Below are 24730 nucleotides of genomic sequence, written 5' to 3' on the forward strand. Positions count from 1 at the left end.
GTAGGGCCGGCTCGGAGTCGGCGGCTCAAGAGCCCGTCACCACGGAGAAGTCCCGGACGAAGCGGGCGAGGAGCCGGGCGAGTTCACCGCGCTCCTCGTCGGGCCAGTCGCCCACGGCCTCTGCGATGACGCGGCGTCGGAAGTCGCGTACGCGGTCGAGCACCGCCTGCCCTTCCGGGGTGAGGTCCAGGAGCGAGCGCCGTCCGTCCCGCTGATCCGCCCGGCGGCACAGCAGCCCGGCGTCCAGGGCCTGCGCGGTGAGTCTGCTGGCGCGCGGCTGGTCGACGCCGAGGGCCGCGGCCGCTTGCGTGACGGTGAGCGCATCGCCCCGCGCCGCCTCTGCGGCGACCGTGTCGAGCAACTCCACGACCGCGTCCGGCAGGTCGGCGCAGGGGCCGATGCGCTCACCGCGTCGCTCCGACAGCCGGGCCAGTGCTCGCCGCTTCTGGCTCCGGCGCAGCGCGACGACCGCGGCCTCCAGCGCCGCGACATCCGTATCAGGGGTGTCCACCGAGTCTCCCAATCTCCATAATGAACAGCAAGTACATGTTAAAGTACATGGAACGCTCGGACGGCGGGAGATTCGGTATGGACGCGCCCAAGCCCATCGGCTACTGGCTCATGCACCTGCACGACCTGCTGGAGCGGCAGTTCGACGTCGTACTCGGGGACCTCGGACTCGCCCGGCGGCACTGGCAGGTTCTCCACACGCTCAGCCGGGGCGCCGTGCCCCGCGAGGAACTGGCCGAGGTCCTCGCTCCGTTCTGGCGCGACGGCGAGCCGGACCTGGCGCAGGTGCTGGACGGCCACGACGGCCTCGCCGCCCGTGGGTGGACGCGCGCCGACGGGCACACCGTGGAGCTCACGGCCTCCGGGCGTGCGGTGCATGCCCAGGCCGCGGACCGGATCGCCCGCTCCCGTGCTGTAGTCCTCGGGGAGCTCACGCCTGAGCAGTACGAGCAGACGGTGCGGAACCTCTCCGTCATGGCGGCGAACGTGGAAGCCGATCTCGCGGCAGGAGCGGACGCTGTTCGCTGACTCCGGACGGGCTCGTCCGCGTGGGACCGGCTACTTCGCTGTCAGAGCGCTGACCAGTTCGTGCAGTCCGTCGAATCGCCAGTCGAAGGTGTCGGAGTCCGTCGGCGGGTCACCGACCGGTCGCCGGACGTAGGCGGTCCGCATCCCCAGGGCCTGGGCTCCGCGCAGGTCCCAGGCGTGGGCGGCGACCATGAGGACGCGTTCGGGCGGGCATCCGGCGGTGTCGAGGGCGAGCCGGTAGACCTCCGGCGCCGGCTTGTAGGCCGATACGGCCTCGGCGGACAGGGCCTGGTGCCAGCGCAGCCCGGCGTAGGCGTTGAGCTGCAGGAGCGCGGTGCGGGCGGCGTTGGAGAGTCCGACGACGGGGAAGTGGCCCGCGAGTTGCGCGAGACCGGCGACGGAGTCATCCCAGGGAGGCAGGCGGCGGCCGGCTGTGGCCAGTCGGGCGACGGTCGCCGGGTCGGTGATCCCGGCACGGTCGGCCACTCGCCGGGCGGCCTCTCGGTCGATGGTCTCGGTGCCGGCGTAGGCGCGGTGGCCTTCCGTGATCCGCTGCTGCTCGCGCTCGCTGTGCTGCTGCCAGATGGCGAGCAGTTCCTCGACAAGCGCGTCGTCGGACCCTGGCACCGCGTCGCGGATTTCGGTTCGGAGCCCGCCTGGTTCGTCGACCATGGTCCCCAGCACGTCGAAGACGACGACGTCGATGCCGACGTCCGTGCTGATGGGGGCACTGGCGTCAGCACCGGTCTCCGTGTCGATGTCGGTATCGGTGTCCTGGATCTCGGCCATGGTCTCTCCCGTCTTCCACCGGCGTCACCGGTTCAACAGGTGACGAGTCTTGCCTCCGGGTGCGTCACCGGTCAAGATGGTGACGTGGATTTCGCGTTTGTGAGCGGCAACCCAGCCCTCGATCTGGCCGGTACCGTGGGGTCTCGTCGAGGCGAGCCCATCGATCTCCTGTGCGGGCCCGCCGACTTGGAGCGGTGGGTGGCCCAGTGCGACGAGCTCCCCGCTCATGTGTCTGTCGACACCGCGGGCTTCGAGTCGGCGCTGGCGCTACGGGAGGCGGTCTACCGGCTCGCCCTCGACCGCCTGCTCGGCCGCCCCTTCGCCCCGGGCGACCTCGAGATCGTCAACGCCGCGGCGGCCGGGCCGGTGCCCACGGTCGAGCTCGGCCACGCGGGGCTGCGTATCTCGGGCGACCTGCGGTCAGTCCTGTCACACCTGGCCAGAAGCGGTATCGCCGCACTCGCCGACCCCGCTGCCTGCCTCAAGGAGTGCGGTCGCCCCGACTGCACGCGCCTCTACCTCGACCGCTCACGCGGCGCCCGGCGCACCTGGTGCGGGATGGACGAGTGCGGCAACCGCGTCAAGGCCGCCGCCTACCGGGCGCGCAGACGAGCTTCGACCACGGCCGAGGGTGACGACCGCGACTTTCGGCCGTCCTGACTTCTCCTGGAACCACCGTTGTCGCCTCTCCGTCTGTCACAGCGGTATGTCACGGGGGACGTATGACCGGGGGGAAGTGCGGGACATGCTGCGGATCGACTTCGGCACGGACGACCTCAACCGGCTGCGGCTGGCGGGGGACAGCGACTTCATGTGGGATGTGGTACTCAGCCTGCAGTTACTTCAGAACCGGCACTCGGCGCTGATTTTCGACCCCTGGCGTCAGCAGGTCCGCGAGAGGCTGGCGCGGTCGGGGCTCATCCGGACCACCCGGGCGCTGATGGAGTTGTGCCCCTGCGCCCCGTTCTTTCCGGACTTTCTCACCCCCGACCTCGGCAATCCCGACCCGGATGCCGGACTGGACGCGGTGCTCTCCACACCCAGGCGGCGACTGGGGCAGGAGATCGCCAAGCTCCACCAGGACCGGCCGATGCCGACGGGCGCCCGTCGGCTCGCCGAAGGGGGGAGCGAAGTGCTGCATCGGCTGGGGGCAGCGATACGCCGCTATCACGCGGTGGCGGTGGCGCCGTACAAGGCCGCCATCGACCGCGCCGTCAGCTCCGACCGGTCGGCGCGCGCGGGCTCGGCGCTGGCCGAGGGCGCCGAGGGGCTGCTGGCCAGCTATCAGCCGGAGCTGACCTGGCGCGACGGACGCCTCGAATGCGGCTACCCCTTCGGCCGGAGCCTGGGGTTGAACGGTCGCCCGCTGACGCTGATCCCGTCGTTCTTCTGCGCCCGGTGGCCCGTCACCCTGGCCGCGCCCGAGTTCCCTCCGGTGCTGGTCTATCCGATTCCGCCGGCGCCCGGCTGGCTGGCGGAGGCCGAGGAGGACCCTGGCCCTGAGGCGCGGCTGCACCGACTGCTCGGGCTCACCCGGACCCTGGTGCTGGAGTTGCTCGGCCGACCCATGTCCACCAGCGGGATCGCCGCCACGCTGGTGCTCTCGCCGGCCAGCGCAAGCCGGCACGCCGCGGTGCTGCGCGAAGCGGGGCTGGTCAGCTCCTTCCGGGACGGGCACCGTGTGCTGCATCGGCGGACGGCGCTGGGGGAGGCACTGCTCAACGGCGCGGTCAGCGGCACCGGGTGGGACGCGAAGAGAGCAGGGGCGCGTGACGAAGTGCTCGCCCCGACCTGACCGTCGAGGCGAGCACTCACTCATGGCGGGGAGGTCAGCAGTTCTTGATCTTCCAGACCGGGTCCCAGTCGATCGAGCGGTTGCGGTCGGGCGCGGTCGAGGTGCGGATGGTACCGCCGCTCGAGTTGTAGAAGTACGCCTTCGTGTCGGTGGTCTGGTTGTTGGAGAAGGCGCCGTTGCCGTTCCAGTAGGACAGCGAGTAGGTGTTGCAGTAGTAGAGGAAGAACACCTTCCACTTACCGACCGTGGGGTCCCATACCGGGGTGCACAGGTTCCCGTAGTCGCAGGTGTACGAACCGCCAGAGGCCACGTGCTTGTAGCTGGCGGACGGCGATATCTTCGGTGAGGTGGCCGTGATCCTCGCGCTCGCCCGCTCGTTGTCCGGAGCCGGCGGTGCCGTCACCCTTTGGCCGCTCCCCCCTCGCTCAGCTGAACCGGTGGCCTGAACCGAGTCGGGCGCCTGCGCCTGTGCCGGCACCGTCGCCAGCATCGTGCCGGCGGCCACTCCCACCCCCGCGACGAGCCCCACTACCTTTCGACGGATCTGCATCTATGCCCCTCCGAGAATCCGACGGTGAACTCTGCGCGACCCATCGTGGGCGCTCCCCCATCGGGCAGACGCAACATTCGATGAAAACGCAATCAAACGCGCGAAAACGGAACCGTTGAGGCGCGTGAGCCTGCCGCCCGCGTCAGTTGCGCCCCGTGTCGATGACGCAGAAGCGGTTGCCCTCCGGATCGGCGAGCACGACGAAGTCGGCGTCGTCCGGATACAGGTCCCACTCGACGCGCTGCGCACCGAGCGAGACGAGCCGCTCGACCTCGGCGGCCTGGTCGGCCGCGCTTTCGGCGTAGAGGTCCAGATGGGTCCGTGGATGCTCCCGCGGTGGCGTTCGACTCAGGCCGAGCGACAGTTGCACCCCCGTCCCGTCCTTCGGGACCAGCACCACCCAGTCGTCTTCCGGTTCTTCTCGCGGCACGTACCCCAGGGCCTCCATCCAGAACGCGGCCGCACGCGGCACGTCCGAGACGCCCAGCACTACAGATCCGACTCGCACCATGCGCCGATTCTGCCGTTCACTTCGTCGGCCGCGGGCCTATTGACGTCGACCGTTCACCTACTTAACGTCCATTCGTATACATGGACACGATTTTTATAGGGGGACGACAGCGGACCTGGACCGGGCGACTCGGTCCGGGCCGGACGGACCCGCCGACTTCAGGCGTCAGGCACCAGGCACCAGGCACCACCGACCATCCGATTCGACCTCGTGAGGGCCGCATCATGCCGCAGAACCCACAGGAGTCCCGGACATCGCCGAAGCCCCAGTCGCTGGTGATCAGCGAGGTGCGGCTCACTCCGCTCCTGGTCGCGGATCCGCCGCTGTTGAACACCCAGGGCGTCCACCAGCCGTACACCCCGCGCCTGATCGTGGAGGTGGTCACGGCCGACGGCGTGACCGGCGTCGGTGAGACGTACGGCGACACCAAGTATCTCGAACTCGCCCGCCCGCTCGCGGACAAGCTCGTCGGACACAGCGTCACGGATCTGAACGGACTCTTCGCCCTGGCCGACGGGATCACCGTGCACGCCTCGCGGGTCGAGAACTCCGTGGACGTCGGCGGTCTGCGCGGCGTACAGACCGCCGACAAGCTGCGCCTCTCGGTGATCTCCGGCTTCGAGGTCGCCTGTCTGGACGCCTGGGGCAAGGCGGCCGGCCTCCCGGTGCACGCCCTGCTGGGCGGCAAGGTGCGCGACCGCGTCGAGTACAGCGCCTACCTCTTCTACCGCTGGGACCAGCATCCGCGAGGCGCGGGAGGCGAGACCGACGACTGGGGCGCGGCAGTCGATCCGGCCGGTGTGGTGGCCCAGGCCGAACGCTTCGCCGAGACGTTCGGATTCACCTCGTTCAAGCTCAAGGGCGGCGTCTTCCCGCCGGACCAGGAGATCGCCGCGGTCCGCGCGCTGGCCGGACGCTTCCCGGACCGGCCGCTGCGGCTGGACCCCAACGGCGCCTGGTCCGTGCCCACCTCGCTCCACGTGGCGGAGGAACTGCGTGACGTCCTGGAGTATCTGGAGGACCCGACCAGCGGCACCACCGGGATGGCCGAGGTCGCCGCGAAGACAGAGGTCCCGCTGGCGACCAATATGTGCGTCACCACCTTCGGCGAGATCCGTGAGGCCTTCGTCAAGGACGCCGTGCAGGTCGTCCTCTCCGACCACCACTACTGGGGCGGACTGCGCAACACCCGCGAACTGGCGGCCGTCTGCCGCACGTTCGGTGTCGGTCTGTCCATGCACTCCAACACCCATCTGGGCATCAGCCTTGCCGCCATGACCCAGGTCGCAGCGACCGTGCCGAACCTCGGGCATGCCTGCGACAGCCACTACCCCTGGCAGACCGAGGACGTCATCACCGAACGGCTCACCTTCCGCGAAGGCGCCCTGGATGTCGGTCAAGCGCCAGGGCTCGGAGTCGAAATCGACCGGGAGAAGCTCGCCGTGTTCCACCAGCGCTGGCTGGACGACGACGGCACGCTGCGCGACCGGGACGACGCCGCCGCCATGCGCGTTGCCGACCCCGACTGGACCACCCCGCGCCTCCCGCGCTGGTAGCCACCAGCCCGGCGCGGCGCCGGGCCGCCACCCGGGTGCACCCCTGCCCACGGTGTGCGGGTCATGCCCGCCCGGTCGGGGAGCCGGTGCGGGCGTCGTATTCCGCGCGGGCGGCGTCGATGTGGGGCAGGTACGCATGGCTCCATTCGAGCAGCGGCGCAGTGGCCTCCTGGAGCGTCCTGCCCATCGGGGTGAGCTCGTAGCTGACATGGGGCGGCATGACGTTGTGCACGGTGCGCGTCAGGATGCCGTCGCGTTCGAGGCTGCGCAGGGTCACGGTGAGCATGCGCTGGCTGATGCCGTCGATGGCCCGCTTGAGCTCGGTGAAGCGGCGCGGCCCCTCCTGGAGCGTGCGTACGACCAACAGCGACCACTTGTCCCCGACGATGTCGAGCACTTCGCGAGTCCGGCACGGGTCCTGCTGCCGGGCCGGCTCCGCCTCGTCGTCCCTCGCGGTCATGGTTACCTCCAGAGAACCGGGGCACCGAAATGTGCCCTATTGCCCCATGCGCTGAACCGCATCACGATAGTTGTGGTTCTCAAAGAGTACCGAGGCACAAAAGGGAACTGCGGGGGGACTGTCTGTCTTCGCGCGCCTCCACGCCCCAAGGAAGTTCGGTTCACTCATGTCGACATTTCTGCTGGTCCACGGTGCCTGGCACAGCGGCCGATGCTGGGAGCGGGTGGTACCGCTGCTGGAGACGGCCGGACACCGGGTGTTCGCACCGTCGCTGACCGGCTACGGCGACAAGGCGCACCTGCTGAGCCCCGAGGTCGGACTCGACACCCACGTCGAGGACATCGTCGAGCTGATCGGTGATCAGGAACTCAGCGACGTGGTGCTCGTCGGACACAGCTACGCGGGGCTGGTCATCTCCTCCGCGGCCAACCAGGTCCCGGAACGGATCGCGCACCTGGTCTACCTCGACGCGATGGTTCCCGAAGACGGCGAGACCGCGGTCGATGTCCAACCGATGACCCAGAATCTGATCGACCTCGCAGCGCGGAGCGACGGCGGCTGGCGGATTCCCCCGCTGCCGGAGCAACCGGCGCCCTTCGGCCTGTTCGGAGTCACAGATCCCGCCGACGCCGCCTGGCTGCGATCGATGCTCTCGGACCAACCGGTGCGCTGCCTCCAACAACCGGTCCGGCTGGACAACCCGGCCGTGAACGGGATACCGCGCACCCACATCCACTGCGTCGGCGCCCGGCCGGAAGGCATCACCCGGCGTCCCGTACCACCAGTACAGCCCAACGGTTCTCCGGCCCAGGTGTGGGAACTGCCGACCGGCCACGACTGCATGATCACCATGCCCGCTGAACTCGCCGGACTCCTGCTCGAGGCCGCCTCCTGACGGCGTTCCGCGGGCCACCCGCCGCGTGCGGGAGGCGGCGGGTGGGAAGGGGAGGTGCATGGCTGAGGAGGAGCGGACCGTTCACCGGGACATCGCGTTCGTGCTGGACTGCGCCGACAACGACCGGCTGGCCGAGTTCTGGTGCGCCGTGCTCGGGTACCGGAGGGTCCGTGCGGTGCCGCCGTACGTGAGTCTCGCGCCGGCGGACGGCGGCGGTCCGGAGCTGCTGCTCCAGCAGGTTCCCGAGCCCAAGCGGGGCAAGAACCGGATGCATCTCGACCTGCGTGTGCCCGCGCTGGAGCCGGAGTTGTCCCGCCTCCACGCGTGCGGCGCCACGCTCCTCACCGGCCCGTTCGACGACCACGGGGTGCTGACCACGGTGCTCGCCGACCCCGAGGGCAACGAGTTCTGCCTGCTGGTGTGGCCCAATACGGGACCGGCCCTCGGCTGACTCCCTCGGTGCGCCCGGCCGACACCGTTGGCGCGGGTCACCGCACGCGCTGCGCTCGCAGGACGACGTCGTGGGTGTGGTGGGTTCCGGCTGGCGCCGGAGCTGCTCGTGGGCGGGTCTCGTCGACCAGGACGGTCCAGTCGCCGCCGAGGAGACCGGCGATCTCACCGGGCTGGTAGTAGGCGTCGAAGTCGACCTCGCTCGCGTGGTCGGAGGACCGGAGGTCGGTGAGGTCGTGGCCGACGAACAGCAGGGTGCCGCCGGGCGCGACGGCGGCCAGGAGGCCGCGCAGCGCGGTGTGGCCGGGATGTTGACGCAGCAGCGGGAAGTACTGGGCGGACACCAGGTCGAACGCGTCGGCCGGAGGTGGCGTCGTCGTGAGATCCGCCTGGGTCCACGTCACCCGACCAGCGCCGTCCGCGCCCGCCACCGACTCTGTGCCTGCCGCCGCCTCCGTGCCCGTCGACGCCACGCCCGTCGATGCCACCCCCGCCGCCTCGGCGTCGGCAGCGGCGCGTTCCAGCGCGACGGCGGAAATGTCGACCGCGGTGACCTGCCAGCCACGGCTCGCCAGCCAGCGCGCGTCGGCGCCCTCGCCGCAGCCCACGTCGAGCGCCCGCCCCGGTGGCAGCCCGGCGGCTTCGGCGACGAGCACCGCGTTGGGGGCGCCGCTGAAGAGCCGGTCGTGGCTGCGGTACCTCTCGTCCCACTCCTGTGCGTCCCCAGCGCTGTCCTCGGCGTGCCCGCTGTCGGACTCGGGCTCTTCGGCCATCGTGACCACCTCCGGGTCCCAACCTGGCCGGGCCGGCCGCGATGGACAACATTCTTTGCCGGAACCGCAATTCCGCGATGGACGACGAACTCGATGCCGTGCTCGGCGCTCCGGCCGACGGCGATCCGCGCGTGTTCCCCCGGCCGGTCTCCCGCAACGGCATGACCATCGTTCCGCTGAGCCGTAAATCCGGCGGACCGCAGGCGCACACACGTCCGCCCCGCCGGGCGGGACGACGCCGACCCCGATCCCCGCTCGCACGAGGGCGAGCGGTTGGACGTGAGAGCCCGCTGTCGGCGAGCCCGACTTTCCGGCCGGAGCGAAAACGAAACCACGGCTCTCCATGGAAAGTGGAGTCTGCGCCGCCCGCCGATCGGCAGCGCAACGACAACCGGTCGCCCCAGCCGCGTACTTCGCACTCGGGCCGCGATTCCCGCTCGCCGGAAGCGAGGCGAATCCGGGTGCGGCCAGGCCCGTCGAGCCTGGCCGCACCCAGCGGTCACTGGGCCGGGGAGCCCGCCCTCACCAGGGAGAACTCCCCTCCCGTTCTCCTCGGTTCACCGTGCCGACGCACCGCTTTGGCCGTTCGACGCGGGAGCGATACCGTGCTTGATCCGGTTTCCCGTGTCGATTCCGTACAGCACTTCGCGGATCATTCGCATCGTTCCACGGGCGAAGGTGCGCATACGGCTTCCTCCTCGGTGACGCAGAAATCGTTGCCTCTGGTCTCCGTCCGACTATCGGCCGAGCAGGGCAGGAGTGATTGCGGGGGCAGTACCAGCCCCTGGCTGATAACAGCTTATTTCCCTGTTCCGCGTGACGCATCTCGGATCCAGCGGCCTGCTCAGCGCACCGCGTCCGGCTCGGCAGGTGCGGGCTCGACCACCGGTCCGCGTTCGATCAGATGTTTGATGCCGAAGGTGGCGACGACCGCGACCGCCATGGCAGCGACCAGGAACCACAGGCCGGCCGCCGGGGAGCCGGTGCGGTCGACGATCACGCCGATGCCCATCGGGCCGAGACCGCCGCCAAGGTTGCCCACCGCGTTGATCACGGCGATGCCCGAAGCCGCCGCGACTCCGCTCAGGAAGCGGGAGGGGAGCGACCACAGGACCGGCTGGCCCGCGAGATGCCCAGCGCGGCGACGCGGCACCGCGCGCGGTGGCGGCCCTCCGCGCCGCAAGCGGAGCGCGGCTGGGTCCGCCTCTACACCGAGCACGTCACCCAGGCGGACACCGGCGTGGACCTGGACTTCCTCGTCGGCTCGACCGATTCCGAACCACCCCGACAGGCGTTCTGAGGCGGGTCACCGACATGGCACCTACGCGCCCCGGGGACCCGGCCCCGCACACCTGTACGCTCCCGCTTCCGGCCACCGAACTCCACGACGAGGAGCCGCGGATGACCGACCCTTTCCCCGCGGAGTCCGCGGGACCCGCGCCGGAGCCGGTCCGATGACCGGCGCACCGGCCCCCGGCACAGGACACGCCCCCGAAGTCGTCGTCCACGGTGAGGCGATGCTGCTTCTGCTGGCCGAACACGGCGTGCCGCTGGAGCACGCCGTCGCCTTCCGCCGCTCGGTCGCGGGCGCTGAGTCCAATGTCGCCACCGGGCTCTCCCGTCTCGGCCACCGCACGCGCTGGCTGGGAGGGGTCGGAGACGACCCGGCGGGCTCAGCGGTGCTGGCGCAACTGCGCTCCGACGGCATCGACACCTCCCACGCCGTCGTCGACCCGAGTGCCCCGACGGGGCTGCTCCTTCGCGACAGCCACCCGGCCCGCGCCATCGACGTGCAGTACCACCGCACCGGCTCCGCCGCCTCGAGGCCGACGGGCGGTGAGCTGTCCGCCGCCGCGGTGCGCGGCGCGCGCCTGGTGCACGTCACCGGGATCACGGCCATGCTCTCCGACTCGGCGCACGAGACGGTGCTGCGGCTGCTGGAGCCGGCGCGCGAGACGGGTGCCGCGGTGTCGTTCGATCCGAACGTCCGCCTGAAGCTCGGCTCCCCGGAGCGCTGGCGCACGGTGGTCGGCCCGCTGCTGGCCCACGCCGACCTGGTGCTGGCCGGGGAGGACGAACTGGAGCTGCTGAGCCGCGGTCAGGACCCGGAGCGGACCGCCGGCCAGCTGCTGGCGGCGGGGGTGCGCACGGTCGTCGTCAAGCACCGGGACAAGTCCGCGACCTGCCGTACGGCCCAGGGCCGGTGGCGGCAGCCGGCGTTCCGGGTACCGGTCACCGACCCGGTGGGCGCGGGCGACGCCTTCGCCGCCGGGCTCCACTCCGGGTGGCTGCTGGGCCGTACGTACGAGCAGTCCCTGGCCGAGGCGGCAGCCGTCGCCGCACTTGTCGTACAGTGCGCCGCCGACATCGACGGCCTTCCCGACCGCCGCCGGCTCGACCGCGCGCTCGCGGCGTTCACCGGCGATGTCGAGACCGTCCACCGTTGAATTCCGTCCACCGCTGTCCCCCCGCCCATCCCCGCTGTCCCCTACCATCCCGTTCCCCCGTCCCATCCCTCCCCACCCTCCCGTCACTCCCGTCCCCCTCCCCGCAGGAGCCCCCATGTCCCCGTACCGATGGGAAACCGTCCAGGCCGTCACCGCCCAGCGCGCGTTCGGCATCGTCCGCAGCCGCACACCCGAAGAGGCCGTGAGCGCGGGCGAAGCCGTACTCGACGCGGGCCTCCACGCCGTCGAGGTGGCCCTGACCACCCCCTGCGCCCTGACCGCAGTCGAGCGCCTGGCCGAGTCCCGGCCCGGCGCCCTCATCGGCGCCGGGACCGTCCTCGACGCGGCCGCGGCCCGCGCGGCGGTGACCGCGGGCGCGCGCTTCCTCGTCTCGCCCGACCTCGACCCGGAGGTGATCCACACCGGGCACCGCCACGGTGTCCCCGTCTTCCCGGGTGTCGCGACACCGACGGAGATGGTCCGCGCCCTGGAGCACGGCGCCGACGCGCTCAAGCTGTTCCCCGCCTCAGCCGTCTCCCCGTCCTGGCTGCGCGATGTGCGAGCCGCCCTTCCCCAGGCGCCCCTGATACCCACCGGAGGTGTGACAATCGACAACGCACCGGAGTGGATCGCGGCCGGGGCTGTGGCCTGCGGCATGGGCTCGGCGCTGACCTCGGGCGGCGCCACGGAGGCAGGTGAGCGGGTCACCGCCCTGCTCAAGCGCCTCGCCGACGCACGCTGACCGCTGGGACAGAGCACAGGGCCGAGGCAGGGAGAGAGCAAGCGTGGAACTGCAGGGGCTTGCACGGACAGGTCGTCGACCGGATCGGTGAGTCGATGGCCGCGGGCGAGATCCGGGCCGGCGAAGTCCTGCGCCTGGAAGTCGTCCAGGCACGCTACGGCGTCTCCCGGACCGTGGCACGCGAGGCCGTGCGGGTGCTGGAGTCCAACCGTCTGGTGACCAGCCGCCCGCGGGTGGGCATCACCGTGCGGCCCATGGCGGAGTGGAACCTGTACGACCCCCAGGTCATCCGCTGGCGGCTGGCCTCGCCGTACCGCGAGGCCCAGCTGCGCGAGCTGTCCGAGCTGCGGGCCGCCGTCGAGCCGCTGGCCGCTTCCCTGGCCGCCGCGGGGGCCGACCAGGAAGTCCGCGAGACGCTTCTCGTCCACGCCAGGGAGATGGCCGACGCCGCGCAGGCCGGCGACGGCAAGCCGTTCATCGCCGCCGACGCCGCCTTCCACCGCACTCTGCCGGCGGCGTCGGGCAACGCGATGTTCGCCCAGCTCGCCGAGGTGACAGCGGAACTGCTGGTGTCACGGCACGTGCTGTCGCTGATGCCGGACGAGATCGACGTATCGGCGGTACGGCAGCACGTCCAGGTCGCCGACGCCGTCGCCGCCGGCCGCCCGGAGGAAGCCGCCCGGTGCGTGCGGGAGATCCTCGTCCTCGCGCGCGGGGAGGTCGAGCGGATACTGGAAGACGGCTCGGCCGGGGCTCCCGGTGCGGTCGGCTCCACCGGCTCGGCCGGTGGAGCCGGGTGCCGTTTCCAGCTCGTCGGGCGGTGTCCGGCACGCGCCTATGATCGCGCTCATGACGCGACTCTTCACGCACCGACTGCGGGTGCGCTACAGCGAGTGTGACCAGCAGGGCGTGGTGTTCAACGGCCACTATCTCTTCTACTACGACGTGGCGTTGACAGAGCTGTGGCGGGAAGTCGCGGGCGGCTACGCCTCCCTGGTCGAAGGCGGCACCGAACTGGTCGTGGCCGAAGCACGGCTCGTCTACCGCCAGGGTGCGCGCTTCGACGAGCTGCTCGACATCGAGATGCCCCTCACCCGTCTCGGAACGACGAGCATGATCGTGGCCCCGAGGTTCAAGGTCGGCGAACGGCTCATGGCCGAGGGCGAAGTGCGGCACGTCTTCACCGACAGCGGGACCGGCACGAAGAAGCCGATGCCCGACACCATACGGGCGGCCTTCCAGCCCTACGACGCCACAGCGGGGGCATAACGGTCATTCCATGGTCGGCGGACCGTCGTGACGGTTCTCCAGCCGGCCGTTCGCACAGCGGGGCTGAACCGCTGCCGGGCACCCGCGCCGATGAAACTGATCAGTCCGCGCAATTTGTTGACTCCAACTGCTTGTTCCGGTCAGGTCGAGGCGTGCATGATGCGGCAATCGTTCATCGCGAGGGCCGTCATCACTCGCATGGGGCTCGTTCTCGCGCAGCAGTCGTCGGAGGGGATCAGCGTGGATCTTCAGCTCTTGGCGGCGCTCGTCCTGGGGATCGCCACGATCGTCGTCATCGTGCTGCGGACCAGGCTCGACGCCTTCTTCGCCCTGCTTGTCGCGGCGCTGGTGACGGGATTCGTCGCCGGAGCCCCCGCGTCGAAGGTGATCGATTCGATCACCACAGGCTTCGGGAACACCCTGGGCTCCATCGGCATCGTCATCGGACTCGGCGTCGGACTCGGGAAGATCCTGGAGGTCTCCGGAGCCGCCGACGCTCTGGCGCGGGCCTTCGTACGAGCCCTCGGCATCGGCCGTGAGCCCTGGGCCATGGGTGCGACCGGTGCACTGGTGTCCATCCCGGTCTTCTGCGACTCCGGGTACGTCATCATGAACCCGCTCGCCCGGTCCATCGCACGCCGCAAGCGCGCCGGCTACGTCACGCTCGCCCTTGCCCTCGGCTGTGGCATGACGCTGACCCACCACCTCGTCCCGCCGACACCGGGCCCGCTGGGCGTCGCGGGCATCCTGGGCGCCGACCTCGGTGGGCTGGTGCTGTCCGGGCTCGTCTTCGCGGTTCTCCTGCTGCCCGTTGTGGTGCTGTACGCGCGCTGGATCGGCCCCCGGCTGGAGGGCTCGCTGCTGCCGGAGGTGCGCGAGGCCGTCTACGGCCGCGCCGTGGCTGCGGGACCGGGCGCGGCGCTCGCGGGGCCGCCTGCCGATGGGACGACAGCCGGTGGCGGCATGGCTGATGGTGCTGCCGGTGCACCGGCAGCGGACGAGCCGGAGGAGGACCCCGCCCGCGAGCTGGGCACCCCGCCGGACGGCGCGAAGCCGCACCGCGTGGGCGCGCTGCGCGCCCTGCTCCCGCTGCTGGTCCCCCTCGTGCTCATCATCGCCAACACCGTGGCCACCGCCATCGACCAGTACGCCCAGGGCACGCTCGACGGCAAGGGCTACGACCCCTCGCCGATACCCGCGGCCCTGGCCTTCGTCGGGAACCCCGTCGTGGCGCTGCTGGTCGGCCTGGTTCTGGCCGTCTACGGCCTGCTGCCCCGCTGGACCACCCGCAGTCGGGTCGGCGGCTGGCTGGCCCAGGCCGCCGCCTCCGCCGGACTGATCATCCTGATCACCGGCGCCGGCGGTGCGCTCGGTGAGGTGCTGCGCGCCACCGGAGTCGGCGACGAGATGGCGGAGGCCATCGCCTCCTGGAGCCTGCCCGGAGTGCTGGTGCCGTTCCTGATCGCCAGCCTGGTGCGGATCGCGCAGGGCTCCGGTACCGTCGCGATGATCACCGCAGCGTCCGTTTCGGCGCCGCTGGTCCACGGGCTCGGCATCTCCCCGCTGCTCGCCGCGCTCGGCTGCTGTGCCGGGTCGATGGTCTTCAGCTACTTCAACGACTCCTACTTCTGGGTCGTCACCCGCTTCGCCGGCCTCGACGGCACTGCCGCACTGCGCGGCTGGTCCGGCATCACCACCGCCGTCTGGCTCGGCTCGCTGCCGCTGCTCCTGCTCGCGGGCGTGGTGCTGTGAACGCCCACACCCACACCCCCGAGGCCGTCCGCTGCAGGGCTCCCGTCGTCGGGCCCGCCGTGCTGATCGTCGCCGATGACCTCACCGGTGCCAACGCGACCGCGGCCGGGTTCGCCCGTACGGGCATGCGTGCGGTCACCGTCGGCGCGCACCAGGACCCCGCCACGGCGGCCAGGTTCGGCGCCCGCTTCGACGCGGTCGTGGTCAGCACCGACAGCCGGCACTGCCCGCCGGAGGAGGCCGCCGAGCGGGTCCGTGCGGTCATCCGGCACACGGGCGGCGCCGCGCTGGTCTCCCACCGCGTCGACTCCACCCTGCGCGGCAACCTCGGAGCCTCCACGCAGGCAGCGCTGCGGGCCGTGAGCGAGCAGACCGGCCGCCGCGCCGTCGCCCTGTGTGCGCCCGCCCACCCCGAGGCGGGCCGGCAGACGGTGCAGGGCACTCAACTGTGGGACGGCGCGAGGCTGGAGGACACCGAGGTGGCTCGGGATCCGCGCTCTCCGCTGCCCACCTCACAGGTGGCGGATCTCCTGCACCTGCAGGCCCCTGGCTTGAGCGTCGCCCAGCTGCCCCTGTCAGCTGTCACCGGTTCGGAGCCCGCCCTCCGCGCGCTGGTCGAGAAGCGGCTGGCGGACGGCGTGGACGTCCTGGTGGCCGACGCTCTGACCACCTCCCACCTGGACAGGATCGCGGACGCCGCCGTGCGCGCGGCCCCGGTGGGGGTCGGCGAGGTGGTATGGGTGGGCGTCGACCCCGGTCCCTCCTCGCTCGCGCTGGCCACCGCGATGGGCCTGACCGGCGGCACCGGTGGCGCCCCGGTCCTCGCCGTCTCCGGCTCGACCCCCCGTCTCACCCGCACCCAACTCTCCCGGCTGCGCGCCGAGCACCCGGTCGTCGTCGTACGCCCGTGCCTCGAGCGGGAGTCGAGCGTGCCCGACGTGACCGCCACCGCCGAGGCCCTTGGCCAGGCACTCGCCACAGCCGGTCCCGAGGAGGTGGTGCTGCTCGCGACCGTGCTGGACGAGGCGGACATCGCCGCGGACTGCGGTGCCGAGGACGCCGAACGGCTGCCCGGAGCCCTGGCCCGGTCTGTGCGCCGGGCACTGGAACGCCACGATGTGCCGGGAGTGGAGGGGCTCTTCTCCACCGGCGGTGACGTCTCGGCCGCGCTCTTCGCCGAATTGGGGGCGCACGGTCTGGACATCGCGGAAGAGCTGGTTCCGCTGGCGGTGGCCGGTACATTCGTCGGCGGGCCGTGGGCCGGGCTGCCGGTTGTGACCAAGGGCGGGCTCGTCGGCGACGCCGGTACGACGTCCCACTGCGTCACCTATCTGCGCCGGGCGGCTGCGGCGGCCCGCCGTCAGGTACCGGCCGCCGACGCCATGGACCCGCCGCCTCCGCCGTGAGCCGAGCACTCGAACACCGGAGCCGCGGAGCATCGGAGCCGCGGAGCACCTGAGTACCGGAGCATCGGAGCCGCGGAGCACCTGAATACCGGAGCATCGGAGCCGCAGAGCTCCGGAGCTCCCCGCGACAAGACCCCTGACAGCACAGCACACGACAGCACACCACAGCACCATGACCAGCCAGACACCTGGAGGAAACCCGTGGCCCGTCCCGTCCTCGCCGTGACCCTCGGCGACCCCGTCGGTATCGGACCGGAGATCACCGCCCGCACCCTCGCGGCCGTCGCAGGAGAGGCCGGCCACCACGGGGTGGCCGTGGGCGACGCGGAGGCGCTGCGCCGTGGCGCACGCGCCGCCGGTGTGGACGCCGAGGTCCGGGAGGTCACCGACTTCTCGGCCGAGCCCGCCGGGCCCGGCGTCATCGACGTACTCGACACCGGCGTGCTCGGCACCGACCTGCCGGCCTGGGGCACCGTCGACGGCCGTGCGGGACGTGCCGCCGTCACCGCGATCGAGACCGCCACCCGCGCGGCCATGGCGGGTGAGGTCGCCGGTATCGTCACCGGGCCGATCAACAAGGAGGCGATCTGGGAGGCGGGGTCGAAGCACCTCGGGCACACCGAGATGCTGGGCGAGCTGACCGGTGTCACCCGCCAGGACACCATGTTCGTCGTCCGCAACACGGCAGTTGCCGGGCACCATCTGCGCATCTTCTTCACCACCCGGCACGTGGCGCTGCGCAAGGCCCTCGACCAGCTGACCGCGGAGCGGGTACGCAACTCCGTCGACGAGGCTCTGACGGCGCTGCGGGTCTTCGGCACCGACCGGCCCCGCCTCGCCGTGGCCGCCGTCAACCCGCACGGCGGTGAGAACGGCGCCTTCGGCGACGAGGAGATCGAGCACATCGCGCCTGCCTGCGAGGCCGCCCGCGCCGACGGGCTGGACGTGACAGGTCCGGTACCCGCCGACTCCGTCTTCCACCAGGGCCTCACCGGCCGCTACGATGGAGTGCTCTCCCACTTCCACGACCAGGGCCATATCCCGGCCAAGACCTACGACTTCGACGGCACCATCTCCGTCACCGTGGGGCTGCCGATCCTGCGGACCTCCGTCGACCACGGCACCGCCTTCGACATCGCGGGTTCGGGCCGGGCCGACCACGCCACCATGCTCTCCGCCTACCGAGCCGCCGTGGACTACAGCCCGTACGCCCCGGCCATCCGAGCCACCTATGGCTGAGCCGTCCGCCGCGCGCCGCGGCACCCGCGCCCGGCACAAGGCGCTGCTGGAACTGCTGCGCGAGGGAACCACGCACGTGGACGACCTCGCCGCCGCACTGGACGTGTCCGCCTCGACCGTCCGCCGCGACCTGCGGCGGCTCACCGTGGACCAGCAGGTGGCCCGGACCTACGGGGGCGCGGTCGTACCGGAGGCGTTCCACGAGCGTCCGGTCGCCGAGAGCGCCCGGCTGCGGCTACGCGCCAAGGCGGCGATCGCGGACGCGGCCGGGCCGCTGGTGCCCGCGACCGGCGCGGTCTTCGTGGACGCGGGAACGACCTGCGCCGCGCTGGCCCGGCGTCTGGCCGAGGAGTGGTCCGATCCGAGCGACCACCAGGCGCTGGTGGTCACCCGCGGCCTGGAGACCGCACAGGTTCTCGCCGACGCCCCCGGCGTTGAGGTGGTGATGCTGGGCGGCAGTGTCCGGCCACTGAGCCACGGCCTCGTCGGACCGCTGGCCGACCTCGCACTGGAACGGCTGTCGTTCGAGGTGGCCTTCCTGGGCGCCGACGCGGTCGATCCGCGCCGTGGCGTGGGGGAGCCGACTCTGGCGGAGACGGCCGTCAAGGAGCGGGTCGCGGCGCGGGCCCACCGCGTGGTGGTGCTCGCGGACGCGACCAAACTGGAGGTCCACGACGCGCCTGCCTGGGCCCGGCTGCCGGACGGCTGGACCCTGGTGACGGACGGGGACGCACCTGCGGAGCTGGCCGAACGCTGCGAGGCCGCCGGGGTCACGCTGGTGCGGGGCTGACGGGGCTGACGGGGCTGACGGGGCTGACGGGGCTGACGGGGCTGACGGGCGCCAAGGGGGAGCGGGCCGCGATTCAGGGCCCGCTCCCGGCCGCCGCAGCCCCCTCGACCGGGCCGTTGCCGAAGCCAGTCGACAGCCAGTACCCGCGCAACTCCCGGTGCAGCCGCACCATTTCGGCCGGGGCGTCGTCGGGAGGGTTCGTGGAGTCGGTGTGCACCCTGCCGTACCGGCTGCGGTCACCGGGGCCGAACTCGAGCGCGCCCCGGTACATGCTCCCGGTGAGGAAGCCCGGCGCCCACCGGCGCGTGCCGTCGTGGAGCAGCAGGGCGATCCGCCAGCGCCCCTGCGGTCCGGCGCCGGTCATGCGGTGCGCCAGCTCCACCTCCGCCACCCGCGGCCACTCCACTCGGCGTACGCGCACAGCGCCGACCAGCACCACGCCTTCCGGGCCCAGCACGACCCGGCGCCCCGTGAAGCGCCAGCACACCGTCAACAGGACGACCCACAACGCGAGGTCGCCCGCCAGCTTCCAGGGCCCCGGCCGGTCCATGGTCAGCTCGGCCCAGCTGCTGACCCCCGCCGTCACCGCGATCCCCGTCGATGCCAGGGACCACAACGCACACCTCGCCCGGTGCCGCAGCACCATCTTCGTCAGCACCGCCACCCCCCCCGTCTTGCCGTGTCGGTCCGCTCGCATCCTACGAGCAGCGGCGAGGTCACGCCGAAGACCGCGGGGTGGCGGCAGGCCCGGGCCCGGCGTCGTCGCACAGTTCGGCGACGAGGGAGCGCGCATAGGCCTCATCGGTTTCCGGGATCGAGAAAACCACCCGGAAGTACAGGGGTGCGACGACGCGGTCCAGCACCTGCTCGAGAGAGGGCGTCCGCTCACCCCGCCGGGCAGGGGCCTCCAGCGCGGCCTGGAACCGGGTGCTGACCCGCCGCAGACACTCGCGCAGCCCGGCCCTGCGGTCGTCCACGTCCGGTGCCACTTCGGCACGGAAGAACGCCACGCCGCCGGGCCGGGACAGATCGTTGAGGGTCCACACGGCCACCCGTTCGAGGTCTTCGCGCAGCTCACCGTGGAGTTCCGGGGTCTCTTCGTCGTGCTGCCGAGTGGCGACATCCGCCAGGAGCGCGGAAATTGTCCCCCAACGGCGGTAGAGCGAGCTGGGGTTGACGCCGGCGCGGCGCGCAACCGCGGGAATGGTCACCTTGTCGGCGCCGATTTCGTGCACCAGGTCGACGGTCGCCTGGTGCACGGCGGCGCGTACGCGGGCGCTCCGGCCGCCGGGGCGGCTGTCTTTGCTTTTGGTGGACACCCTCCCACCCTAAAGCAAAGATTTGTGCTTTAGCGCCGCACCGGCCTAGCATCCTTAACGCAGAGATCACTGCTTTAAATCCGCATCGGAGGAATCATGCCCCAATACGAGGCCGCCCACCAGCTCGGCAAGCAGTTCCACGCCTTCCTCACCGCGGGGGACTGGGACGGCATCCGGACACTGCTCACCGACGACGCGACCTGGACGCTGCCCGGCGACAACACCATCTCCGGCACGGTGGAAGGCGCCGACGCGGTAGTGGACAGGGCGAAGAAGATCGCTTCCTACGGTCTCCGCTTCGAGCTGCTGCACATCCTGGTCAGCCGCGAGAACATGGCCCTGTCCCTGCACAACACAGCCCGCCGTGGCGAGCTCCGGCTGGACGAGTACCTGACCACGGTCTGCCACCTGCGCGACGGCAAGATCGCGAGCATCGAGACCTACCTGTCGGACGTCCCGGGCATGAACGCCTTCTTCGTCTGAGTATCGGCGTCGCGGCGTCGCAGCATCACGGCAACGCAGCATCACAGCTGACTCAGTTGCGCACCGGGCGCTCGACTGCTGGCTCTGCTGCAGGGCTCTCCGTGTTGCGGGGTGTCTGGGTGCGGTACGAGTGGCCGAGTTCAGGGCCGAGTCCGAAGTAGTGGCGGAAGTTGTAGACGAGGGGACTCCAGGCGGCCGGGTCGATGTGGTCGGTGCCGGGAACGACAATGCCGGGATCGGCGTGGACCTTGCACACCGCGGCCTCGACGATGACGAAACCGCCCGCGACGTCCGGCCGCACTCGCTCGGCGCGGGCCTCCAGTTGGAGCGGGCACTCCGCGACGCGCGGCGGCCGGACCAGCTGGGACGGTTCGCCGGTCAGACCGGCCGCGGCGAACTTGTCCGGCTCGAAGCGGCAACCTGCGGGCTTGGTCGCGGGCACCGGGTGCCGTCCGGTCAGCGGCGCCAGCCGCTCCACCGCCGGCCACTGGGCGGGGGCGGGCAGATTGATCACCAGGTCGGGCCGGACGCCCAGGTTGTACGCGGTCTGCCCCTCGCGGCCCAGCCCGAGGACGACCGTCTGCCCGAGAGCCCATGCGGAGGATATCGGGGCGAGGTTGAACGAGCCGTCCTCGTTCTCCGTCGAGAGAAGCACCACGGGCGTTCCGAAGTACAGAATGCTGGGCTCGATCTCCACGTGGGCGTGGGCGACGGCTGTTTGTGCAGGCAGGTGGCTGGGCGGTGCTGGGTTCATGGCGGGCAGCCTAGGATCCGCTCGCTTCGGCGCACGCCGAAACGACTCGGACGAAGGGGGCGGCCCGGCCTACCGCAGGATCCAGTGGAGAAAGCGCACCAGCGAAGGGCCGAGGACGGGGGCCGCATGGTCGATCTCGGCAGTGAGCCGGGCCCGCTCTCCGGCGGGCAGAGCGGCGGCGAGGGCCGCGGAGTCCGGTGGCGCCCAGCGGGTGACCAGGGCGCGGGCCCGGGCACGTACGTCCTGATCCGGGTCGTCCACCAGGGCGAGCCCGGCCCGGAGCGGGGCCAGCCCACGGTGGATCGCGAGCAGGCGAATGGCGGCCAGGCGGATGTGCCGGGGGTGGTCCGGCGTCAGCCGGGCCCGCAGCGCGTCCGGGGACAGGGCTTCGGCGTCGGAGAGGAGCGCCTCGCAGACGCGTCGTACGACGCGCGGCGACGGGTCGTCCAGCAGAGGTGCGACGCGCTCGGGTGAGGCGGCCCCCAGCATCCGCAGCGCGCCGACCGCCGCCGCGCGCACGCCCGGCCGCGCGTCGGACAGATACGGCAGCACCAGCGCGACCTCCTCGGGTCCGCCGCACTCGCCGAGCCCCGCGACAACCGAGGGCCCTGCGCGGCCAGTGGCTTCGGCGGCGGCCCGGCGGTAGTGCGCGAGGGGATCGCCGTCTCCCTGGCGTACGGCCCACTGCGCGCATGCTCGTACGCTCGATGACCGGTCGGCCAGCCGGTCGACCGCCCGCAGTGGCTGCCCCAGCCGCCGCAGCGCGGTGACGGCGATGGCCCGGACACTGGCGCTGCGCGCGCCCAGCAGCACATCGAGGGCCTCGGCCCCGTCCGGAGCCGGGCAGGTGCGGAGTGCCGCTTCCGCGCAGCGCGCCTGGACGACGACATCCGGATCGCGCACGGCCCGGTGAGCGAGCTGTTCGGACGTCAGCCAACCGTGCTCCACAGCCCGTCCGTACGCCCAGCGCCGCACCTCGTACCTCGGGTGTCCGAACGCGTACTCCCGCAGCTCCGCGCCACCTTCGGCCAACCGCGCCTCCAGCAGGCGCAGCGCGACGTCACCGCGCTTGCGGGCGGCGGCGTGGAGCACGACGGGCGCCGCGCGCACCAGGGCCTCCGGCCGGACTCCGGAAAGCACGCGCCGAGCCGCCTCCCGCACCGGCCCGGCCCAGTCGGCGCAGCGCAGCACCACCAGGGGCAGCAGCTCATCGGGAACCCCGGCACACAACGCCGCCTCGCGCACGCGGCCGTCACCGTGACAGAGCGCCACCGCGAGATCCGAGGCCCGCTCCCCGCGTGCAGCGAGGTCGTACGCCACCCACTCCCGCGCGGGCGCCCGCGGTCCGGGCAGGTCGGGGAGAGGTCTGCTGCGCATCCCAGCAGTCTAGGCGGGCCGAGGGCGGACCCTCCGGGGAGCTGCTGCCGGAAGCAGGAAGGCATCCGGCCCGCCCGGCTGCCTGGTTCTGGCCTCGAGCGCGGGGTCGGATGTGCGCGATGCTGAGCGCGCTGCGGACCAGCGGAAGAGACAGACGAGACAGACGGGGGGTGGATGAATCATGTCTCCATCTTCCGGGGGGTCCTCCAAGGGAGAGCTGTACTCACTCCAAGAGGAGGAAGAGGCCGCTGACGGGTGGAAGGAGCTCTCCAACCGGGTCTGGACGGGCGGACTTCTCCTGGTGTTCGTCGGCGTCGTCGGCGGGAGCGTCCGCCTGCTCTGCCGGCTGAGCGGCGCGGACCCGGAGGTCGTCCACAGGGCACAGCAGTTGAGGAACGCGGCGGAGCTGGTGGCTCAGGGCTACTCGCTGGCCGTCGAAGTCGTGCGGGAGGAATGGGCGCCGCTGCGGCAGGTGGCCGAGGACGGGGACAGCGCCGAGGGCGTGCGGGTGGACGTGAACCGGCCCGACCAGCAGGCCACTGCGCTGCTGCAGGCTCTGCGAGTGCTCTTGGATGCCGGGCCGAGAGCGCGGAAGGTGGCCGAGGCCGGCACGGAACTGGCCGAGCTGATGGCGCCGATACTGGCCGACGCCTCGCCCGCCTCCGGGTGGAAGCAGATGCTGGGTGCGAGCCGCGAAGCGCGCCGACGTGCCAAGGCCGCCTTGAAGGAACTCCGCGCACTGCTGCACGAGGCCGAGGAGGAAGAGCTCATGCGGCACTTCGTACAGGCATCGACCGAGCTGTTGGGGGGACCGGACGGTGACGACCCGACCGAGCTTTCCGTCTGGGCGGACTTCGAGACGCGGCCCGCAGCGTACGACAGCCTGCTCGCCGACCTCACCGGGTCCGGCCTCTCCCCGGCCGGTGGAGACACGTAGACGTGCCTCGTCAGTGAGTTCCGGATTCGCCCGATCAGGTGGCGCGAGGCTCCATGGTCGTCGGTGAACACATACAGTGCCGTCAGAAGGGCGCCCAAGCCGGAAGTCGTACCCAGGCCAACGGGCGCTCTTCGTCGTATCGGCCGTCAAGGCAACGCCCGGCCGCCGCCCGGGCCGAGACAGACATAGGCGCGTGTCACGGTTCGACGGCTCGGTGCGAGAATCCCGCCATGACGGGAATACGCTCCAGAACAGTGCGAGTTGGCCGTCGGATCGTCCTCGCCTCCGCCGTGCTCGTGCTGCTGGGAGCGTGTGGCCGGGGGGGCGGGAAGATCGACACTGCCGAGACGGCCCCGGACAACGGCTCCGGCGCGGGCAGGGTGACCACCATTCCGGTCGAGGACCGCGTCGCCGCACCCAGCCTCACCGGCCGTACCGTATCCGGCTCGACGCTCCGGCTGCGTGACTACCGAGGCAAGGTGGTGGTTCTCAACGTCTGGAACTCCACCTGCGGTCCCTGCCGCGCCGAGGCCGGTGCGCTCACCAAGGTGGCCGAGGAAACGAAGGCGAGCGGCGTGCGCTTCGTCGGCCTCAACACCCGCGACTACAGCGCGGCGAACGCCCGCGCCTTCGAACGGCGGCAGAAGGTGCCGTACCCGTCCTGGTACGACCCCGACGGGAAACTTGTTCTGCGCTTTCCGGCGGGCAATCTGATGCCCCAGGGCATCCCCAACACCCTCGTCATCGACCGGGAGGGCCGCATCGCCGCTCGCCTTCTGCGCGCGGTCGACGAGGAGGACCTGCGGGTGGTCCTCCGCCGGATCATGCCGGGCGGCCACCAGGGCGGGTGATGTCCGTGGCCGGCCCGGATCGGTGGAGAGGACCGTTGGTCAGGAAGCGGGGACCGGGCCGCCAGGTCGGAAGCGCTCGACTCCCACGATGTGCCGCACCTTCACCGGGCGCACGATCACCGCGACTCGCTGCTCTCCTGGCATGAGCCACTCGAACCGCTCGCCGCCCAGATACTTCCGGGCCAGCCGGTCCATCCGCTCGTGCGCCTCCTCGCCCTCGATGAAGCGGGCCACCTCACCGCTGATCTGCACCCGGTCGAAGGGGTCGGCGGCGTCCGCGTGCGAGAGATAGACGCGGGGGTCGCGGCGGAGGTTCTCCTCCTTGACCCGGCCCACCGAGGTGTTGAAGGACAGCTCCCCCTCTCCCTCCAGGTCCACCCACATCGGGCTGACCTGCGGTGCCCCGTCGGCGAACACAGTGCCGACGTACCAGATGTTGGGGGCTTGCAGCCGGGCGCGCACGGCTTCATCGAAGATCGCATTCACCCGGGGAGGCTATCGCCCGCCTTCGGCTCCCCGCACACCGTGACGGTTGGAGCCGACCATG

General features: G+C 71.5%; 31 protein-coding genes. 18 read left to right on the top strand and 13 right to left on the bottom strand.

The genetic code is table 11. The features are described from left to right. Positions 1-25: 25 nt before the first annotated feature. Complete coding sequence (locus HC362_RS31585) at positions 26-511, bottom strand: MarR family winged helix-turn-helix transcriptional regulator (protein WP_243087760.1); 486 nt, start codon at positions 509-511, stop codon at positions 26-28. 20 nt (positions 512-531) lie between these two features. On the opposite strand from HC362_RS31585, the gene HC362_RS31590 reads away from it, so the two are divergent. Then, the gene (locus HC362_RS31590) at positions 532-1038 is read left to right on the top strand and encodes a MarR family transcriptional regulator (RefSeq protein ID WP_243087762.1); all 507 of its coding nucleotides are present in this window, start codon (positions 532-534) and stop codon (positions 1036-1038) included. A gap of 30 nt (positions 1039-1068) precedes the next feature. On the opposite strand, the gene HC362_RS31595 is transcribed toward HC362_RS31590, so the two are convergent. After that, entirely contained in the window at positions 1069-1827 is a 759-nt protein-coding gene (locus HC362_RS31595) for a haloacid dehalogenase type II (protein WP_279240155.1), read from the bottom strand. Between the two features lie 84 nt (positions 1828-1911). Between HC362_RS31595 and HC362_RS31600 the strand changes: the two genes are divergently transcribed. Then, the gene (locus tag HC362_RS31600; RefSeq protein ID WP_243087763.1) at positions 1912-2487 is read left to right on the top strand and encodes a CGNR zinc finger domain-containing protein; all 576 of its coding nucleotides are present in this window, start codon (positions 1912-1914) and stop codon (positions 2485-2487) included. 85 nt (positions 2488-2572) lie between these two features. Then, positions 2573-3622: a helix-turn-helix domain-containing protein gene (locus HC362_RS31605; RefSeq protein WP_243087765.1), complete on the top strand. Its 1050-nt coding sequence runs from the start codon at positions 2573-2575 to the stop codon at positions 3620-3622. A gap of 34 nt (positions 3623-3656) precedes the next feature. Here the strand turns inward: HC362_RS31605 and HC362_RS31610 are convergent, their stop codons facing one another. Both HC362_RS31610 and HC362_RS31615 read right to left on the bottom strand, forming a co-directional pair. Further along, a complete protein-coding gene (locus HC362_RS31610; protein WP_243087766.1) occupies positions 3657-4172 on the bottom strand; it encodes a hypothetical protein in 516 nt (171 codons plus the stop codon). A gap of 142 nt (positions 4173-4314) precedes the next feature. Beyond that, entirely contained in the window at positions 4315-4683 is a 369-nt protein-coding gene (locus tag HC362_RS31615) for a VOC family protein (protein ID WP_243087768.1), read from the bottom strand. A 224-nt stretch (positions 4684-4907) separates the two neighbouring features. Between HC362_RS31615 and HC362_RS31620 the strand changes: the two genes are divergently transcribed. After that, complete coding sequence (locus tag HC362_RS31620) at positions 4908-6239, top strand: glucarate dehydratase family protein (RefSeq protein WP_243087769.1); 1332 nt, start codon at positions 4908-4910, stop codon at positions 6237-6239. 61 nt (positions 6240-6300) lie between these two features. Here the strand turns inward: HC362_RS31620 and HC362_RS31625 are convergent, their stop codons facing one another. Next, the gene (locus HC362_RS31625; RefSeq protein WP_243087770.1) at positions 6301-6699 is read right to left on the bottom strand and encodes a helix-turn-helix domain-containing protein; all 399 of its coding nucleotides are present in this window, start codon (positions 6697-6699) and stop codon (positions 6301-6303) included. A 166-nt stretch (positions 6700-6865) separates the two neighbouring features. On the opposite strand from HC362_RS31625, the gene HC362_RS31630 reads away from it, so the two are divergent. Together HC362_RS31630 and HC362_RS31635 are read left to right on the top strand one after the other, a co-directional pair. Then, on the top strand, positions 6866-7594 hold the full coding sequence (locus HC362_RS31630; RefSeq protein ID WP_243087771.1) for an alpha/beta fold hydrolase: 729 nt from the start codon (positions 6866-6868) through the stop codon (positions 7592-7594). Positions 7595-7652: 58 nt separating this feature from the next. Continuing rightward, positions 7653-8045 (top strand): VOC family protein, encoded by a 393-nt coding sequence (locus HC362_RS31635; RefSeq protein ID WP_243087773.1) that lies wholly within the window; start codon positions 7653-7655, stop codon positions 8043-8045. A gap of 37 nt (positions 8046-8082) precedes the next feature. On the opposite strand, the gene HC362_RS31640 is transcribed toward HC362_RS31635, so the two are convergent. The 3 genes from HC362_RS31640 to HC362_RS34965 all read right to left on the bottom strand — a co-directional run bounded on the left by HC362_RS31640 (position 8083) and on the right by HC362_RS34965 (position 9871). Continuing rightward, on the bottom strand, positions 8083-8817 hold the full coding sequence (locus HC362_RS31640) for a class I SAM-dependent methyltransferase (protein WP_243087774.1): 735 nt from the start codon (positions 8815-8817) through the stop codon (positions 8083-8085). A 557-nt stretch (positions 8818-9374) separates the two neighbouring features. Continuing rightward, positions 9375-9503 (bottom strand): hypothetical protein, encoded by a 129-nt coding sequence (locus tag HC362_RS34960; protein WP_267877943.1) that lies wholly within the window; start codon positions 9501-9503, stop codon positions 9375-9377. A 158-nt stretch (positions 9504-9661) separates the two neighbouring features. Beyond that, complete coding sequence (locus HC362_RS34965) at positions 9662-9871, bottom strand: hypothetical protein (protein WP_279240156.1); 210 nt, start codon at positions 9869-9871, stop codon at positions 9662-9664. A 75-nt stretch (positions 9872-9946) separates the two neighbouring features. On the opposite strand from HC362_RS34965, the gene HC362_RS31650 reads away from it, so the two are divergent. From HC362_RS31650 to HC362_RS31690, 9 genes are all read left to right on the top strand, one after another. After that, a complete protein-coding gene (locus HC362_RS31650; protein WP_243088955.1) occupies positions 9947-10117 on the top strand; it encodes a hypothetical protein in 171 nt (56 codons plus the stop codon). A 154-nt stretch (positions 10118-10271) separates the two neighbouring features. Then, positions 10272-11264: a sugar kinase gene (locus HC362_RS31655; protein ID WP_243087776.1), complete on the top strand. Its 993-nt coding sequence runs from the start codon at positions 10272-10274 to the stop codon at positions 11262-11264. 115 nt (positions 11265-11379) lie between these two features. Then, on the top strand, positions 11380-12006 hold the full coding sequence (locus HC362_RS31660; RefSeq protein ID WP_243087778.1) for a bifunctional 4-hydroxy-2-oxoglutarate aldolase/2-dehydro-3-deoxy-phosphogluconate aldolase: 627 nt from the start codon (positions 11380-11382) through the stop codon (positions 12004-12006). Positions 12007-12065: 59 nt separating this feature from the next. Further along, on the top strand, positions 12066-12905 hold the full coding sequence (locus HC362_RS31665) for an FCD domain-containing protein (RefSeq protein ID WP_243087779.1): 840 nt from the start codon (positions 12066-12068) through the stop codon (positions 12903-12905). Further along, positions 12856-13275, top strand: coding sequence for a thioesterase family protein (locus HC362_RS31670; protein WP_243087781.1), 420 nt, complete (start codon positions 12856-12858; stop codon positions 13273-13275). The genes HC362_RS31665 and HC362_RS31670 overlap by 50 nt, the downstream gene beginning before the upstream one ends. Positions 13276-13515: 240 nt before the next feature. Further along, entirely contained in the window at positions 13516-15027 is a 1512-nt protein-coding gene (locus HC362_RS31675; protein WP_243087783.1) for an SLC13 family permease, read from the top strand. Then, entirely contained in the window at positions 15024-16433 is a 1410-nt protein-coding gene (locus HC362_RS31680; protein ID WP_243087785.1) for a four-carbon acid sugar kinase family protein, read from the top strand. Before HC362_RS31675 ends, HC362_RS31680 begins: the two co-directional genes overlap by 4 nt. Positions 16434-16634: 201 nt before the next feature. Beyond that, positions 16635-17672 carry a 4-hydroxythreonine-4-phosphate dehydrogenase PdxA gene (pdxA, locus tag HC362_RS31685; protein ID WP_243087786.1) on the top strand — a complete coding sequence of 346 codons (1038 nt, stop codon included), beginning with the start codon at positions 16635-16637 and terminating at the stop codon, positions 17670-17672. Continuing rightward, positions 17665-18462, top strand: coding sequence for a DeoR/GlpR family DNA-binding transcription regulator (locus HC362_RS31690; protein WP_243087788.1), 798 nt, complete (start codon positions 17665-17667; stop codon positions 18460-18462). The genes pdxA and HC362_RS31690 overlap by 8 nt, the downstream gene beginning before the upstream one ends. A gap of 73 nt (positions 18463-18535) precedes the next feature. On the opposite strand, the gene HC362_RS31695 is transcribed toward HC362_RS31690, so the two are convergent. Together HC362_RS31695 and HC362_RS31700 are read right to left on the bottom strand one after the other, a co-directional pair. Next, positions 18536-19159: a PH domain-containing protein gene (locus HC362_RS31695; RefSeq protein WP_243087789.1), complete on the bottom strand. Its 624-nt coding sequence runs from the start codon at positions 19157-19159 to the stop codon at positions 18536-18538. Positions 19160-19178: 19 nt separating this feature from the next. Continuing rightward, positions 19179-19781, bottom strand: coding sequence for a TetR/AcrR family transcriptional regulator (locus HC362_RS31700; protein ID WP_243087790.1), 603 nt, complete (start codon positions 19779-19781; stop codon positions 19179-19181). A gap of 96 nt (positions 19782-19877) precedes the next feature. Between HC362_RS31700 and HC362_RS31705 the strand changes: the two genes are divergently transcribed. Then, positions 19878-20264: a nuclear transport factor 2 family protein gene (locus HC362_RS31705; protein ID WP_243087791.1), complete on the top strand. Its 387-nt coding sequence runs from the start codon at positions 19878-19880 to the stop codon at positions 20262-20264. Positions 20265-20316: 52 nt separating this feature from the next. Here the strand turns inward: HC362_RS31705 and HC362_RS31710 are convergent, their stop codons facing one another. Next, positions 20317-21018 carry a flavin reductase family protein gene (locus tag HC362_RS31710; protein WP_243087792.1) on the bottom strand — a complete coding sequence of 234 codons (702 nt, stop codon included), beginning with the start codon at positions 21016-21018 and terminating at the stop codon, positions 20317-20319. Between the two features lie 69 nt (positions 21019-21087). Then, positions 21088-22395 carry a HEAT repeat domain-containing protein gene (locus HC362_RS31715; protein WP_243087793.1) on the bottom strand — a complete coding sequence of 436 codons (1308 nt, stop codon included), beginning with the start codon at positions 22393-22395 and terminating at the stop codon, positions 21088-21090. Positions 22396-22576: 181 nt separating this feature from the next. Between HC362_RS31715 and HC362_RS31720 the strand changes: the two genes are divergently transcribed. After that, the gene (locus tag HC362_RS31720; protein ID WP_243087794.1) at positions 22577-23332 is read left to right on the top strand and encodes a hypothetical protein; all 756 of its coding nucleotides are present in this window, start codon (positions 22577-22579) and stop codon (positions 23330-23332) included. A 254-nt stretch (positions 23333-23586) separates the two neighbouring features. Beyond that, positions 23587-24183, top strand: coding sequence for a TlpA disulfide reductase family protein (locus HC362_RS31725; protein ID WP_243087795.1), 597 nt, complete (start codon positions 23587-23589; stop codon positions 24181-24183). A 39-nt stretch (positions 24184-24222) separates the two neighbouring features. Here the strand turns inward: HC362_RS31725 and HC362_RS31730 are convergent, their stop codons facing one another. Beyond that, positions 24223-24669: a TIGR03618 family F420-dependent PPOX class oxidoreductase gene (locus HC362_RS31730; protein WP_243087796.1), complete on the bottom strand. Its 447-nt coding sequence runs from the start codon at positions 24667-24669 to the stop codon at positions 24223-24225. Between the last annotated feature and the right edge of the window lie 61 nt (positions 24670-24730).

It is taken from the genome of Streptomyces sp. 891-h (assembly GCF_022760275.1).
Taxonomy (GTDB): Bacteria; Actinomycetota; Actinomycetes; order Streptomycetales; family Streptomycetaceae; genus Streptomyces; species Streptomyces spirodelae.